Annotated in this window: 18 protein-coding genes; 12 read left to right on the forward strand and 6 right to left on the reverse strand. The window is 70.4% G+C overall.

Annotated features, from left to right (window positions below; all coding sequences use genetic code 11):
* The first annotated feature begins 2 nt into the window (after positions 1 to 2).
* The 9 genes from rplD (at position 3) to rpsQ (ending at position 4,943) form a co-directional block, all read left to right on the forward strand.
* Entirely contained in the window at positions 3 to 1,049 is a 1,047-nt protein-coding gene (gene rplD / locus HKD39_RS20335; RefSeq protein ID WP_171198796.1) for a 50S ribosomal protein L4, sunset domain variant, read from the forward strand.
* Complete coding sequence (gene rplW, locus HKD39_RS05560; RefSeq protein ID WP_171198797.1) at positions 1,046 to 1,339, forward strand: 50S ribosomal protein L23; 294 nt, start codon at positions 1,046 to 1,048, stop codon at positions 1,337 to 1,339. Before rplD ends, rplW begins: the two co-directional genes overlap by 4 nt.
* A 24-nt stretch (positions 1,340 to 1,363) precedes the next feature.
* The gene (rplB, locus tag HKD39_RS05565; protein ID WP_171198798.1) at positions 1,364 to 2,203 is read left to right on the forward strand and encodes a 50S ribosomal protein L2; all 840 of its coding nucleotides are present in this window, start codon (positions 1,364 to 1,366) and stop codon (positions 2,201 to 2,203) included.
* A 12-nt stretch (positions 2,204 to 2,215) separates the two neighbouring features.
* Positions 2,216 to 2,497, forward strand: coding sequence for a 30S ribosomal protein S19 (gene rpsS / locus HKD39_RS05570; protein ID WP_171198799.1), 282 nt, complete (start codon positions 2,216 to 2,218; stop codon positions 2,495 to 2,497).
* Positions 2,498 to 2,538: 41 nt separating this feature from the next.
* Positions 2,539 to 3,000, forward strand: a complete 462-nt coding sequence (gene rplV, locus HKD39_RS05575) for a 50S ribosomal protein L22 (protein ID WP_171198800.1) — start codon at positions 2,539 to 2,541, stop codon at positions 2,998 to 3,000.
* Positions 3,000 to 3,857 carry a 30S ribosomal protein S3 gene (rpsC, locus tag HKD39_RS05580; RefSeq protein WP_171198801.1) on the forward strand — a complete coding sequence of 286 codons (858 nt, stop codon included), beginning with the start codon at positions 3,000 to 3,002 and terminating at the stop codon, positions 3,855 to 3,857. The genes rplV and rpsC overlap by 1 nt, the downstream gene beginning before the upstream one ends.
* Before the next feature lie 2 nt (positions 3,858 to 3,859).
* Positions 3,860 to 4,279 (forward strand): 50S ribosomal protein L16, encoded by a 420-nt coding sequence (rplP, locus tag HKD39_RS05585; RefSeq protein ID WP_171198802.1) that lies wholly within the window; start codon positions 3,860 to 3,862, stop codon positions 4,277 to 4,279.
* Positions 4,280 to 4,362: 83 nt separating this feature from the next.
* Positions 4,363 to 4,635, forward strand: coding sequence for a 50S ribosomal protein L29 (gene rpmC / locus HKD39_RS05590; RefSeq protein ID WP_343074618.1), 273 nt, complete (start codon positions 4,363 to 4,365; stop codon positions 4,633 to 4,635).
* A complete protein-coding gene (gene rpsQ, locus HKD39_RS05595; RefSeq protein ID WP_171198804.1) occupies positions 4,632 to 4,943 on the forward strand; it encodes a 30S ribosomal protein S17 in 312 nt (103 codons plus the stop codon). The genes rpmC and rpsQ overlap by 4 nt, the downstream gene beginning before the upstream one ends.
* Positions 4,944 to 5,105: 162 nt before the next feature.
* On the opposite strand, the gene HKD39_RS05600 is transcribed toward rpsQ, so the two are convergent.
* The 3 genes from HKD39_RS05600 to HKD39_RS05610 are packed head-to-tail and all read right to left on the reverse strand — an operon-like array spanning position 5,106 to position 7,062.
* Positions 5,106 to 5,471, reverse strand: coding sequence for a hypothetical protein (locus HKD39_RS05600; protein WP_171198805.1), 366 nt, complete (start codon positions 5,469 to 5,471; stop codon positions 5,106 to 5,108).
* A complete protein-coding gene (locus HKD39_RS05605) occupies positions 5,429 to 6,709 on the reverse strand; it encodes an MDR family MFS transporter (protein ID WP_171198806.1) in 1,281 nt (426 codons plus the stop codon). The genes HKD39_RS05600 and HKD39_RS05605 overlap by 43 nt, the downstream gene beginning before the upstream one ends.
* Positions 6,709 to 7,062 (reverse strand): DoxX family protein, encoded by a 354-nt coding sequence (locus tag HKD39_RS05610; protein ID WP_171198807.1) that lies wholly within the window; start codon positions 7,060 to 7,062, stop codon positions 6,709 to 6,711. The genes HKD39_RS05605 and HKD39_RS05610 overlap by 1 nt, the downstream gene beginning before the upstream one ends.
* Positions 7,063 to 7,243: 181 nt before the next feature.
* Between HKD39_RS05610 and HKD39_RS05615 the strand changes: the two genes are divergently transcribed.
* Together HKD39_RS05615 and HKD39_RS05620 are read left to right on the forward strand one after the other, a co-directional pair.
* On the forward strand, positions 7,244 to 7,732 hold the full coding sequence (locus HKD39_RS05615) for a MarR family winged helix-turn-helix transcriptional regulator (protein WP_171198808.1): 489 nt from the start codon (positions 7,244 to 7,246) through the stop codon (positions 7,730 to 7,732).
* A 37-nt stretch (positions 7,733 to 7,769) separates the two neighbouring features.
* The gene (locus tag HKD39_RS05620; RefSeq protein WP_171198809.1) at positions 7,770 to 8,684 is read left to right on the forward strand and encodes an LLM class flavin-dependent oxidoreductase; all 915 of its coding nucleotides are present in this window, start codon (positions 7,770 to 7,772) and stop codon (positions 8,682 to 8,684) included.
* Here the strand turns inward: HKD39_RS05620 and HKD39_RS05625 are convergent.
* Positions 8,681 to 9,472, reverse strand: a complete 792-nt coding sequence (locus tag HKD39_RS05625) for a DsbA family oxidoreductase (protein ID WP_171198810.1) — start codon at positions 9,470 to 9,472, stop codon at positions 8,681 to 8,683. The two genes, HKD39_RS05620 and HKD39_RS05625, sit on opposite strands and share 4 nt — an antisense overlap.
* A 156-nt stretch (positions 9,473 to 9,628) precedes the next feature.
* On the opposite strand from HKD39_RS05625, the gene HKD39_RS05630 reads away from it, so the two are divergent.
* Positions 9,629 to 10,276: a class I SAM-dependent methyltransferase gene (locus tag HKD39_RS05630; protein ID WP_171198811.1), complete on the forward strand. Its 648-nt coding sequence runs from the start codon at positions 9,629 to 9,631 to the stop codon at positions 10,274 to 10,276.
* Between the two features lie 21 nt (positions 10,277 to 10,297).
* Here the strand turns inward: HKD39_RS05630 and HKD39_RS05635 are convergent, their stop codons facing one another.
* Together HKD39_RS05635 and HKD39_RS05640 are read right to left on the reverse strand one after the other, a co-directional pair.
* Positions 10,298 to 11,032: a DUF998 domain-containing protein gene (locus HKD39_RS05635; RefSeq protein ID WP_171198812.1), complete on the reverse strand. Its 735-nt coding sequence runs from the start codon at positions 11,030 to 11,032 to the stop codon at positions 10,298 to 10,300.
* Positions 11,033 to 11,117: 85 nt separating this feature from the next.
* Positions 11,118 to 12,392, reverse strand: coding sequence for a Gfo/Idh/MocA family oxidoreductase (locus tag HKD39_RS05640; RefSeq protein WP_171198813.1), 1,275 nt, complete (start codon positions 12,390 to 12,392; stop codon positions 11,118 to 11,120).
* Between the last annotated feature and the right edge of the window lie 7 nt (positions 12,393 to 12,399).

Raw genomic sequence — 12,399 nt, forward strand, 5'->3', positions numbered from 1 at the left:
CGATGAGCACCGTTACCGTTACGAATCCGGCCGGCAAGGCCGACGGCAGCGTTGAGCTGCCCGCTGAGATCTTCGACGTCCAGTCGAACATCCCGCTGATGCACCAGGTGGTGGTGGCCCAGCTGGCCGCCGCCCGTCAGGGCACGCACTCGGCCAAGACCCGCGGCGAGGTCCGCGGCGGCGGCGCCAAGCCGTACCGCCAGAAGGGCACCGGCCGGGCCCGCCAGGGTTCCACCAGGGCCCCGCAGTTCGTCGGCGGCGGCACCGTGCACGGACCCATCCCGCACGGCTACAGCCAGCGCACCCCGAAGAAGATGAAGGCGGCCGCGCTGCGCGGTGCCCTCTCCGACCGGGCCCGCGGCGGCCGGGTGCACGTGCTGAGCGCACTGGTCGATGGCGACGCCCCGTCCACCAAGGCCGCGCTTGCCACCCTCGGCGCTGTCGAGGCACTGGCCGCCAGCAAGAACATCCTTGTGGTTGTCGAGCGCACCGACGAGGCCGGCTGGAAGTCGCTGCGCAACGCGGCCACCGTTCAGCTGATCTCCGCCGATCAGCTCAACACCTACGACGTGCTGTGCGCCGACGACGTGGTCTTCACCAAGGCCGCGCTCGAGGAGTTCCTGTCGTTCGCCAAGCCCGGCAAGGCTGCTGCCGTTGACGGCGCCGTCGAATCTTCGGGGGCGGCCGAGTCGGCGAGCGGCAAGGGCGGCGCCACTGCCGCCCCGCGTGGACTGGTGGACACCGCCAAGGCTCCCGCCGAGTCTGCCGACACTGCCGAGGCCGGGTCGGGTACCGACTCCGACAAGGGCGCGGACACCGGCGCTGCCAAGGACTTTGGCCCGGACAGCCACGCCCCGCTGGCCGACGGCAGCGAGCCGGAAGGGTTCCCGATCAAGGGCAACGCCGACTCGATGCTGTACCACGTGCCGGGCAGCCGGTTCTACAACTCCACCGTTGCAGAGGTCTGGTTCCGTAGCCCGGAAGCCGCCGAGGCCGCTGGTTTCCTGCTGCCGCCGAGCCAGCGCAAGAAAGATGAGGAGAGCAAATGACCGCCAACCCGCGCGACATCATCCTGCGCCCGGTCGTCTCCGAGAAGAGCTACGGGTTGCTGGAATCCGGCCGGTACACCTTCGAGGTGCACCCGGACGCCAACAAGACGCAGATCAAGATCGCCATCGAAGAGATCTTCGATGTCACCGTTACCGCGGTGAACACCCTCAACCGGCAGGGCAAGCGCAAGCGCACCCGATTCGGTTACGGCCAGCGGAAGTCCACCAAGCGCGCGATCGTCACGCTGTCGCCCGACAGCAAGCCGATCGAGATCTTCACGGGCGCCTGAGCGGGATAGGGAACGAGAAGAACAATGGGTATCCGTAAGTACAAGCCGACGACCCCAGGTCGCCGCGGCGCCTCGGTGAGCGATTTCGCCGAGATCACCCGCGACACCCCGGAGAAGTCGCTGCTGGCTCCGCTGCACTCCAAGGGCGGCCGCAACGTGCACGGGCGGGTCACCGCCCGGCACCAGGGCGGCGGCCACAAGCGCAGCTACCGGGTGATCGACTTCCGCCGCGCCGACAAGGACGGCGTGCCGGCCAAGGTCGCGCACATCGAGTACGACCCGAACCGCTCAGCGCGGATCGCGCTGCTGCACTTCGCCGACGGCGACAAGCGCTACATCATCGCGCCGAACCGGCTCCGGCAGGGCGCCACCATCGAGACCGGGCCGAGCGCAGACATCAAGCCGGGCAACAACTTGCCGCTGCGCAACATCCCGGTCGGCACCGTCGTGCACGCCATCGAGCTGCGCCCGGGTGGCGGCGCGAAGATCGGCCGCAGCGCCGGCGCCCGCGTCCAGCTGGTCGCCAAGGACGGTCCGTACGCCCAGCTGCGGATGCCGTCCGGTGAGGTCCGCAACGTGGACGCCCGCTGCCGGGCGACCATCGGCGAGGTCGGCAACTCCGACCACGCGAACATCAACTGGGGCAAGGCCGGCCGCATGCGCTGGAAGGGCAAGCGCCCGACCGTCCGCGGTGTGGCGATGAACCCGGTCGACCACCCGCACGGTGGTGGCGAGGGCAAGACCTCCGGAGGCCGGCACCCGGTCAACCCGGCGGGCAAGCCCGAGGGCCGCACCCGTCGTCCGAACAAGGCGAGCGACAAGCTGATCGTCCGCCGTCGTCGCAAGTCCGGCAAGAAGCGGTAAGGAAGCCAGCACATGCCTCGTTCATTGAAGAAGGGCCCCTTCGTCGACGACCACCTGCTCAAGAAGGTGGACGTCGCCAACGACAAGGGCTCCAAGCAGGTCATCAAGACCTGGTCCCGCCGGTCCACGATCATCCCGGACATGCTCGGCCACACCATCGCGGTGCACGACGGCCGCAAGCACGTCCCGGTGTTCATCACCGAGTCGATGGTCGGTCACAAGCTGGGCGAGTTCGCACCCACAAGGACCTTCAAGGGCCATATCAAGGACGACCGCCGCGCCCGCCGCGGATAGTCGCGCCGACCGCCCACGAGTACCACGAGTAAAGGAAGAACATGCCTGAAAAAGCTGAAGCAGCTGCCGAGCAGCTGCCGCGCGCTCGGGCTCAGGCGCGGTACGTGCGCATGACTCCGATGAAGGTGCGCCGGGTCGCCGACCTGGTGCGCGGCCGGTCCGCCGCCGACGCCCTTGCCATCCTGAAGTTCCAGCCGCAGGCCGCCGCCGAGCCGGTGGCCAAGCTGGTGGCCTCGGCCGCGGCCAACGCCGAGAACAACCACGGCATGGATCGCGAGAGCCTCGTCATCGACAAGGTTTTCGTCGACGAGGGGCCGACCCTGAAGCGGTTCCAGCCGCGAGCCCAGGGCCGGGCGTTCCGGATCCGCAAGCGCACCTGCCACATCACCGTTGAACTGGCCGAGGATCAGCGCGCGGCCGCCAAGCAGGCGGTCAATGCCACCAAGTCCAGCCGGGGCCGCCGTGCCGCCGGCTCGTCGAGTGCGAAGGGAAGGACCCGCTAGTGGGTCAGAAAATCAACCCGCACGGGTTCCGTCTCGGTATCACCACCGACTGGAGCTCCCGCTGGTACGCCGACAAGGCCTACTCCGAGTACGTCGCGGAGGACGTTGCCATCCGCAAGCTCATGTCGACGGGCATGGACCGCGCCGGCATCGCCAAGGTCGAGATCGAGCGCACCCGGGACCGGGTCAGGGTGGACATCTACACCGCCCGTCCCGGCATCGTCATCGGCCGCCGCGGCGCCGAGGCCGACCGGCTGCGTGGCCAGCTGGAGAAGCTCACCGGCAAGCAGGTGCAGCTGAACATCCTCGAGGTCCGCAACCCCGAGTCTGATGCGCAGCTGGTCGCCCAGGGTGTTGCCGAGCAGCTGTCCAACCGCGTCTCGTTCCGGCGTGCCATGCGCAAGTCGATGCAATCGGCGCAGCGCAGCAGCAACGTCAAGGGCATCAGGATCCAGTGCTCCGGCCGGCTCGGCGGCGCCGAGATGAGCCGCAGCGAGTTCTACCGCGAGGGCCGGGTGCCGCTGCACACCCTGCGCGCCGACATCGACTACGGCTTCTTCGAGGCCAAGACCTCGTTCGGCCGGATCGGCGTGAAGGTGTGGATCTACAAGGGCGACAAGAGCGGCACCCTCGCCGAGCAGCGCGCCGCCGAGGCCGCCGCAGCAGCGGCCGGCCGTGGTGGCGGCGGGCGCTCCCGTGACGACCGTCCGCGCCGCCGCGGCGGAGCCTCAGGCACCACCCCGACCTCCACCGAGGCCGGCCGCGCTGCCGACGCTCCCGCCACCGCCGGCGCGTCCGCTGGTGCTGGCTCGGCGACCGCCGACGCGCAGCCCACTACCGCAGGATCGGAGGGCTGACCATGCTGATCCCCCGCAAGGTCAAGCACCGCAAGCAGCACCGCCCGCACCGCACCGGGTTGGCCACCGGAGGCACCAAGGTGACCTTCGGCGACTTCGGTATCCAGGCGCTGGAGCCGGCGTACATCACCAACCGGCAGATCGAGTCCGCTCGTATCGCCATCAACCGGCACATCAAGCGTGGCGGCAAGGTCTGGATCAACGTGTTCCCCGACCGGCCGCTCACCAAGAAGCCCGCCGAGGTCCGAATGGGTTCCGGTAAGGGTTCGCCGGAGTGGTGGGTTGCCAACATCAAGCCGGGCCGGGTCATCTTCGAGATGACCTACCCGTCCGAGGAGACCGCGCGTGAGGCACTGCGCAGGGCCATCCACAAGCTCCCGATGAAGTGCCGCATCGTGACCCGCGAGGGTGGTGACAACTGATGGCCAAGACCGACACCAAGGCTGATTCCAAGGCCGGTTCGAAGGCTGACTCCAAGGACGCGCAGACCGAGGCTCCGGCCCGGGTGAGCGCCGCCGACGAGCTGCGCGAGCTGGGCCGGGACGAGCTGCTGGCTCGCCTGGCCGAGGCCAAGGAAGAGCTGTTCAACCTGCGGTTCCAGATGGCCACCGGCCAGATGGACAACAACCGCCGGCTGCGCACCGTCCGGCACGACATCGCGCGGATCTACACCGTGCTGCGCGAGCGCGAGCTGGGCCTGAGCATCGGCCCCGACGAGACCGCAGCGGCCGGCGCCGGAGCTGGCGCCACCGCTGGAAGCAAGGAAGGTGCCGCATGAGCGAGCAGACCCCCACCGCCGTTGAGGAAACCGCCGAGACCGCGGAAACCACCGAGAGCCGCGGCGAGCGCAAGGTCCGCGAGGGCTACGTCGTCTCCGACAAGATGGACAAGACCATCGTGGTGGAGCTCGAAGACCGCGCCAAGCACCCGCGCTACTCCAAGGTCATCCGCCGCACCACCAAGGTGAAGGCGCACGACGAGAACTCGGACGCCGGCATCGGCGACCGGGTGCTGCTGGCCGAGACCCGGCCGCTGTCGGCCACCAAGCGCTGGCGGCTGGTCGAGGTGCTGGAGAAGGCCAAGTAAGCCAGCCCCAGCAGCCGCATACCAACACGCACAAACCCCGGAAACCACAACGGTTTCCGGGGTTTGTGCGCGTTGTGGGGCCGCAGTGGCCCCGCCCCGCGCCTGCATCCGGCCGAGTGAGGCACCAGTCGCACACCCCGGACGGCGGCGACGGACGGACCGTCAGGCGGTGGCCTCGCCGAGCGCGGTGCCGGCCGGTGACTTACCGCCCGACACCGGCGTGCCCGACACCGGCGTGCCCGGCACCGGCGTGACCGGCACCGCGGTGCCGGCCGGCGTGACCGGCACCGTTGGCTCCGGTGCCGGGATGCCACGGCTGGCTGCGGCCTCGGAGTTCCTGACGAACAGCGAGACCACAACACCGAGCGCGGCGACGGCGGCGGCTACCCAGAACACGTCCTGGTAGGCGGCGAACGAGGCCGCCGTCCTTGCCGCGTCGTCGACCGGGGCGGTCAGCTCACCGAGATGTGCAGACAACCGGACGGTCAGCGTGGTGGCCAGTAGGGCAACGCCGATGCTGGAGGCCACCTGCCGCGTGGTGGAGAACAGGCGCTGGCCCGAGCGGTCTGCAGCGGCGTGATGGTGGAGAACGCCGCGGCCTGCACCGGCACCATGATGAAAGCGCCGGCCAGGCCCATGGCGAACATCGCGCCGCGGATCAGCCACAGGCTGGAACCGGCTTCGATGGTCGCCAGCATGACGAGGCTGGCGGTCACCACCACGAAACCACCGGCCAGCATCCGCCGCGGGCCGAGCCGCTGGAACACCCTGTTGGTGAAAGGCAGCACCGCCACCATGCCGATGGCCTGCCACATGGTCAGCAGACCGGACTCGGTGGCGCTCAGTCCCATGGTGGTCTGCACCAGCAGCGGTACCACGAACAGTGCGCCCATGGTGGCACCCGCGGCCGGCAGCATGATCAGGTTGCCGAGCCGGAACATCCTGTTGCCCAACAGCTTCAGGTCGACCATCGGCGCCTTGACCCGGCCTTCGATGACGACGAAGGCCACCAGCGCGAGCGCGCCGATCGCCAGCAGCAGCAGTGACGGGACGTCGCTCCAGCCCTCCCGGGCGCCGCGTTCCAGGCCAACCAGCAGAGTCGCAAGACCGGCACCGCCGGCGACGAACCCTCCGACGTCCAGCCGTCCGGAGGCGGTGCGCTCACCCGGCCGCAGCGCCAGCATGCTGAAGATCAGACCGATCACGCCGACCGGCACTTTGAGCAGGAACACCCAGCGCCACGACACGTTGTCGGCCAGCCAGCCACCGAGCACCGGGCCGAGGGCCGGTGCCAGCGAGGTCGGGATGGCCAGCACCGCGGAGGCACGGGCGCGTTCGTTGGCCGGGAAGGCGCGGAACAGCATGGCGGTACCCACCGGGGTGAGCAGACCGCCGCCGACGCCCTGGACGATGCGGGCCACCAGCAGCTCGGACACCGAGTTGGCAAGCCCTGCCCACAGCGACGCCGCGGTGTAGATGCTCAGCGCGAGCACGAAGGTGTTCTTGTCACCGAACCGGTCAGCCACCCAGCCCGACGCAGGAATGAACACCGCGAGGCTGATCAGGTAACCGGTGACGAGCCATTGCAGCGTCGACGTCTGCGCACCGAAGTGTTCACCGAGAATCGGCAGTGCGGTGTTCAGCACCGTCATGTCGAGGATCTCCATGAACAGCGCCATCACGAAAGCTGTTGCTACCAACCACTTGTACTGCACCGAGCGGAACAGCGAGCGTCGCCGGGAGGGGTGCGAAGGTGCCATCGACATCAGACGGTCACGATCTGGAAGATCAGCACCACGACGGACAGCACCAGCAGGTACACCGCGCCGGACATCTCCTTGAAGCTGTCGCGGGCGCGGACGTGGAACACCAGCGCGCCGATCATCATCAGCACCAGGCCGCTGGTGGCGATGATGCCGAGCGGCTGCAGCCAGAAGCCGACGATGGCGGCGATGCCGCCGAGCACCTCGAGCACGCCGACCATGCGCTGCAGACCGGGGGAGACGCCGAGCCGGACCAGGACGCCGGTGACCGGCTCGGCCCGGCGCAGCTTGCCGAGGCCGGCGCCGATGAAGGCCAGTCCCAGCAGAGCAGACAGAATGATGGTCGCGATGGTCACGACGGGAACCTCCAACAGGATGGGAGCGAAGCAGGGGAAGACAACAGGCAGCACAACCGTTCACTGAGTGAAGTTATTCCTTGGTTGAGTGAAGTTTCTCGAATGCGGCGCGCGGCGCTGTCGGCCGCGGCCGGGAGAAGCCAAGAGCAGTGCAAGGACAGCGCAAGGTCAGGAGGGTGGCATGAGCGAACAACGCCGAGCCCGGTCGTCCGGGGGGCACAACAGCACCGGCCACGTCGCGGGTCAGGCAGGTGCCGCGGCCGGACCGGCCGCGGACCGCTCGGTACGGCTGGCGGCGTTCGACGAGCTGTTGCGGGTGGCGATCCGGCTGCGCCGGCACGTCGAACAGGTGGCGCGGGAGTACGACCTCAGCGCACCGCAGGCCCGGCTGGTGATCACCCTGGAACAGCCGTTGCGGATGCAGCTGGCGGCTGAGTTGACTGCGTGCGAGCCGTCGCACCTGACGGCGCTGGCCGACCAACTGGAGCAGCTGGGGCTGATCACCCGGGAACCCGATCCCGACGACCGCAGGGTACGGCAGTTGTCGCTCACCACGGCCGGGCGCCGGTTGCGCGCCAGGTTGGTCCCGGCCATGCTCGATGCAGCACCGGTGATCGCCGACCTGGACGAGGCCGACTGCGCCACCCTGCGTCGACTGATCGACAGTTGATGGGGTTGCCGCTCATCCGAGGGTAGGTGGGCCCGCCGTGAGCCTGTCGAGTAGGCCGCTGTTCTCCTTCGCGGCAAACGTGCCGTTCGGCCAGGGCGCCGCCGCCGAGGCGGTGGTGCGGGCCGCTGAGGCGGCCGGCTTCGACCTCTTCTCGATGACCGATCACCCTTACGGCGCACAGTCTTTCGAGCCCTACGCTGCGGTGCCGTTCCTGCTCGGTCGCACCGAGCGGATCAGCGGCTACGTCGGGGTGACCAACCTGCCACTGCGGCCGGCGCCGATGCTGGCCAGGACGGTCGCGTCGCTGACGTCGTTGTCCGGCGGCAGGTTCGCGCTCGGTCTCGGGTCAGGCGGATTCTGGGAACAGATCACCAGGATGGGGGTGCAACCGCTCTCGCCGCGCCAGGCGGTGGACGCCTTCGCCGAGGCCATCGAGGTGATCCGCGGAATGACGGGTGGGCCTGGGCGTTCGCTGGACTTCGCCGGCAGCTTCTACCGCGCCGATCACCTGGCGCCGTCGGCGGTGCCGACCGCTCCGATCTGGACCGGCGCCGGCGGGCCGAGGTCGCTGGCCGTCACCGGGCGGCTGGCTGACGGGTGGATCCCACCGAACGGGGCCGACTGGACCACCGAGAAGTTCCGGGAAGGACGCCGGCGGATCGATGCCGCCGCGACCTCCGCCGGTCGCGACCCGGCGGAGGTGATCAGCGTGATCAACCTCGGTGCGCCGGTGCTCACCGCGGCGGACCTGCCCACTACTCGTGGCCCCGACGGGCGCTTTGCCGGCGGCTCGGCCAGGCAGTGGGTCACCGAACTCACCGGCGCCGTCACCGGGTACGGCGTCGCCGGCTTCAACATGGCGGTGCTGGACGAGACCGGCGCCATCAGCGGCGAGGTGATCGACCGGTTCGGCGCCGAGGTGATCGGCCCGGTGCGGGCGGCCGTCGGTTAGCTGCGCTGCCCGGCGGCGGGCGTCGCGGTGCTGCCCGGCCCGCCGGCCGAGTCGGCCGTTGCGCCCGATTCGGTGGTGGTCGCGCCCGGGACCGCGCAGCTGTCGTCGGTGCAGACCGCGCCGGCGCCGGCATCACCGACCATCTGGATCGGGTGCTCGGCGGCCCACACCTGGTCGAGCGCAGACTCGAACGCCGCCACCGGCTGGGCACCGGAGACCGCGTACTTGCCGTCGATCAGGAAGAACGGCACACCGGTGATGCCGAGGGTGCCGGCGGTCTGCTCGTCCGCCCGGACATCGGCGGCGAACTCGTCGCCGGCCAGCACCTGCTTCACCCTGGCTTCGTCGAGGCCGACATCGACGGCCACCGCGGTCAGCGCGTCGTGGTCGCCGGCCTTCAGCCCGTTGGCGAAATAACCGCGCATCAGCGCGAACAACAGCTGCTTGCCCTTGCCCTGTTGCTCGGCCAGATGCACCAGCCGATGAGCATCAAAAGTGTTGGCAGTGCTGGCGTTCGTGGTGTCGAAGTCGAGGCCGACCGCATGCGCCTTGTCGGCGATCCCGCGCTGCATGGCAGCGACCTGCGCGGTGCTGGTGCCGAACTTCGCCGCCAGCGCCTCGTCCATCCGCTTGTGCACGCCCGGCTCAGCGGCCGGGTCCAGCTCGAAGCTGCGCGGCACCACCTGCACCTGGTCGCGGTGCGCGAACGACTCGAGCGCCAGCTCCAGGTGGCGCTCACCGATGTAGCAGAACGGGCAGGCGACGTCTGACCAGACTTCAATCTTCATGCCAGGTTCAAGAACTTCACCGGATGAGATATTCCCCGTGCCCGGCGCCCCGGGCGGCTACGCTCCCGTCCTGGACGAGGCGCACCGGTGTGCGCTGGGCCGGCTGACCCGCTCCCCGGGAGTCGAGTCGATGCCACGGACCGGTTGGATGGCGTCATGACCCAGCACTACTTCAACACGCCAGACGGTCCGGCGCAGGCGTCGACGATCAGCATCGAGCTCGCCGGCCGGCCGGTCACCCTGCACACCGCTGACGGTGTGTTCTCCGGGCGCCGGCTGGACCAGGGCACGGCGGTACTGCTGGACGTCGCCGATGCGCAGTTGCCGCCACCGGGCGCCGGCAACCTGCTCGACCTCGGCTGCGGCTACGGTCCGATCGCGCTCTGGATGGCACTGCAGACGCCGGGCGCGACGGTCTGGGCGGTCGACGTGAACGACAGGGCGCTGGAGCTGACCGCGGCCAACGCCGCCGAGCTCGGGCTCGACAACGTGCGGGCGAGCCGCCCCGAGGACGTGCCGGCGGATGTGCGCTTCGACCGGATCATGTCGAATCCGCCGATCCGGGTGGGCAAGCAGGCGCTGCACGACATCCTCGCCGGCTGGCTGCCACGGCTGACCCGAGACGGCGATGCTGACCTGGTGGTGAACCGCAATCTCGGCGCCGACTCGCTGGCCGGCTGGTTGTCCCGGCAGGGCTACCTGGTGGAAAAGCTCGCGTCCCGCAAGGGCTTCCGGGTACTCCAGGTGACTGCCACCGCCGGGGGTGCCGGCCCCGCCGCCGGCACCGACACCGAGCCGAGTTGAGCTGAGCCGACCCGGCAGCGATCAGGGACGCGCGGGCGCGGTGGCCGCCGCCGGCCCGGCCAGCCGCTTGGCCGCCGACCTGGCGCCGGTGCTCGCCACCAGCCACAGCCCCATCGCCGCGGTCGCGGCGATCTCGGAGAAGACGATGCCGCGTTCCATCAGGCCCAACGGCACCGCGTGCCACCACGGCGGCCCGCCGAAGACCATCCGGGCGGCGGCAAACACCAACGGCGCCAACCACAACAGCGCGACAACGGCCAGCGTCAGCGCGGCCCGGCGCAGCGCGGTTGCGGCGGCGCTCTCGCCGGCCCTGCGCCTGGCGGCGAGCGCGATGATGCCAAGCGGTGCACCGATGAAGGCGACAAGGCTGGCCAACCGATGCAGCTGACCGTGCCAGCTGTCGCCCTGCGACCAATCCGTCTTCGGGAACACCAGCAGCACCACCAGCGAGATGCCGGCGATCAGCAGCAGCACGGTGCCGAACGACCGAGCGGTCGCCAACCGGGCTCGGATCACCCCGGCCACCAGGGCCGCGCAGCCGATGATCAGCGCCGCGATCGCCAGTTGGAATGCCCACTCGCCGTCGGTGAAGACGTAGGCCGAGATGGTGCTGCCGACTCCCGGCGGCAGGCCGAGCAGCAGGTCGAGGCCGGCCAGCAGGGCCGCGGCCAGCACCGCGGCCGTCGTGGTCACCCCGCCGAGCAGCCGCACACTCGCGGCCCGATCCCGGCTCCGGCCCGGCGCGACTGTGGTCATGTCAACCGACAGTACCGACGGCAGCGCAGATCCGGCTCGGCCCTGGTGGGGGATTCATCGGGATCAGTTGTGATGTCGATGCGGCTCAGGGACGGACCGGCCGGCCGCCGGTGGCAGCGCTGCGGTAGGCGGCGTCGGTGAGCGCGCACACGGTGACGGCCCGGTCGGCGTCCAGATAATCCGGGACGGGGGCGCCGCGGGCGGCCCGCAGCAGCGCAAGGGTGGGCACCGTCGGGTCGTACGCGGACGGCAGCCACTGCTGGTGCACCACCGGCGGCGGTTCGTCCCGGACGTCGGGCCGCTGGTGCCGCTGCACCGCGTTCTGCGCGTGCGGCTGCACCTGGGGCGACGCTTGTGGCCGGACCGGCCGGACCGACCCGACCGGCCGGACCGCGGAGCGCAACTCGCCGAGCCAGCCGTCCGTGGTTGCCGCGGTGTCGGCGGTGCCGGAGTCGGCGGGTCCGGGGGTGCCGGCGTCAGCCGGGGTGGCCGCGCGGGATGCGGTGGCCGGGCTGGGGCCGGTCAGCGGGCCGGAGTCGAGTGACAGCTGACCGGACGACCCGGCGATGTCCAGCCGCCAGTGCGGGGCCGGCCGGTCCGGCAGGGTGGCCGAGCTGGTGAGCACCAGCTGGCCGCCGTCGGCGCGGGTCAGCGTGAGGGCGGCGTGCCGGTCGATCCAGGGCCGCACCGCCGCGCCGGGAGCTGGTTCCGGGGGTGGGAAGGTCTGCGCTGCAACGGTTTCGGCGTCAATTCCGCCGAGCAGCCAGTCGATCATCCCGAGCTGGTGCGACATCGATACCGCCAGCGTGCCGCCCGCGGAAATCTCCGGGTCGGTGTAGGTGGCCGGCCCGGTGGACAACAGCTCGCCGATGCCCACCGCCAGGTGGCACACCAACTGCTCGATGCGCCCGAGCCGCCCGGACGCCAGCAGCTCACCGGCGGCGGCGAACAGTGGGGTAGCGGGCCAGCCGAAGCCGACCAGCAGCCGCCGCCCGGCTGCGGCGGCGGTGTCCCGCAGCGCCGCCGCCTGCGCGGCGTTCGGGGCGAATGGCTTCTCCACCAACACGTCCGCACCCCGGCGGAGCGCCGCCGTCGCCATGTCCAGGTGCGCGGCCGGCGGACTCGACACCACAACGACATCGGGTTCTCTCGCCAGCGCTGCCCGCCAGTCGGCCACCGGTGGCGGCATCCCTGGCAGTTGCCCGATGCGTTGCCGCGCAACCGGATCGGGGGAGGAGACCGCCACCACCTGGCACCCCGGGTCGCTCAGCAGCGCCGGCAGGTGCGCGGTCTGCGACCAGCCGCCGGCGGACAGCACCGCCGCCGTCAGCGGGGTGGTCGGCACGCATGGGTCTGTCACGGTTGTC

This window comes from Nakamurella aerolata (genome assembly GCF_013002705.1).
Classification (GTDB): Bacteria; Actinomycetota; Actinomycetes; order Mycobacteriales; family Nakamurellaceae; genus Nakamurella; species Nakamurella aerolata.

Bases quoted from the DNA above. Each gene is read 5' to 3' on its own strand.
- HKD39_RS05605 (WP_171198806.1), bottom strand. From the start codon at position 6,709: ATGTCGATGGCACCTTCGCACCCCTCCCGGCGACGCTCGCTGTTCCGC.
- rplB (WP_171198798.1), top strand. From the start codon at position 1,364: ATGGGTATCCGTAAGTACAAGCCGACGACCCCAGGTCGCCGCGGCGCC.
- rpsS (WP_171198799.1), top strand. From the start codon at position 2,216: ATGCCTCGTTCATTGAAGAAGGGCCCCTTCGTCGACGACCACCTGCTC.
- rplV (WP_171198800.1), top strand. From the start codon at position 2,539: ATGCCTGAAAAAGCTGAAGCAGCTGCCGAGCAGCTGCCGCGCGCTCGG.
- rpsQ (WP_171198804.1), top strand. From the start codon at position 4,632: ATGAGCGAGCAGACCCCCACCGCCGTTGAGGAAACCGCCGAGACCGCG.
- rplW (WP_171198797.1), top strand. From the start codon at position 1,046: ATGACCGCCAACCCGCGCGACATCATCCTGCGCCCGGTCGTCTCCGAG.
- HKD39_RS05635 (WP_171198812.1), bottom strand. From the start codon at position 11,032: ATGACCACAGTCGCGCCGGGCCGGAGCCGGGATCGGGCCGCGAGTGTG.
- HKD39_RS05615 (WP_171198808.1), top strand. From the start codon at position 7,244: ATGAGCGAACAACGCCGAGCCCGGTCGTCCGGGGGGCACAACAGCACC.
- rplP (WP_171198802.1), top strand. From the start codon at position 3,860: ATGCTGATCCCCCGCAAGGTCAAGCACCGCAAGCAGCACCGCCCGCAC.
- rplD (WP_171198796.1), top strand. From the start codon at position 3: ATGAGCACCGTTACCGTTACGAATCCGGCCGGCAAGGCCGACGGCAGC.
- HKD39_RS05625 (WP_171198810.1), bottom strand. From the start codon at position 9,472: ATGAAGATTGAAGTCTGGTCAGACGTCGCCTGCCCGTTCTGCTACATC.
- HKD39_RS05630 (WP_171198811.1), top strand. From the start codon at position 9,629: ATGACCCAGCACTACTTCAACACGCCAGACGGTCCGGCGCAGGCGTCG.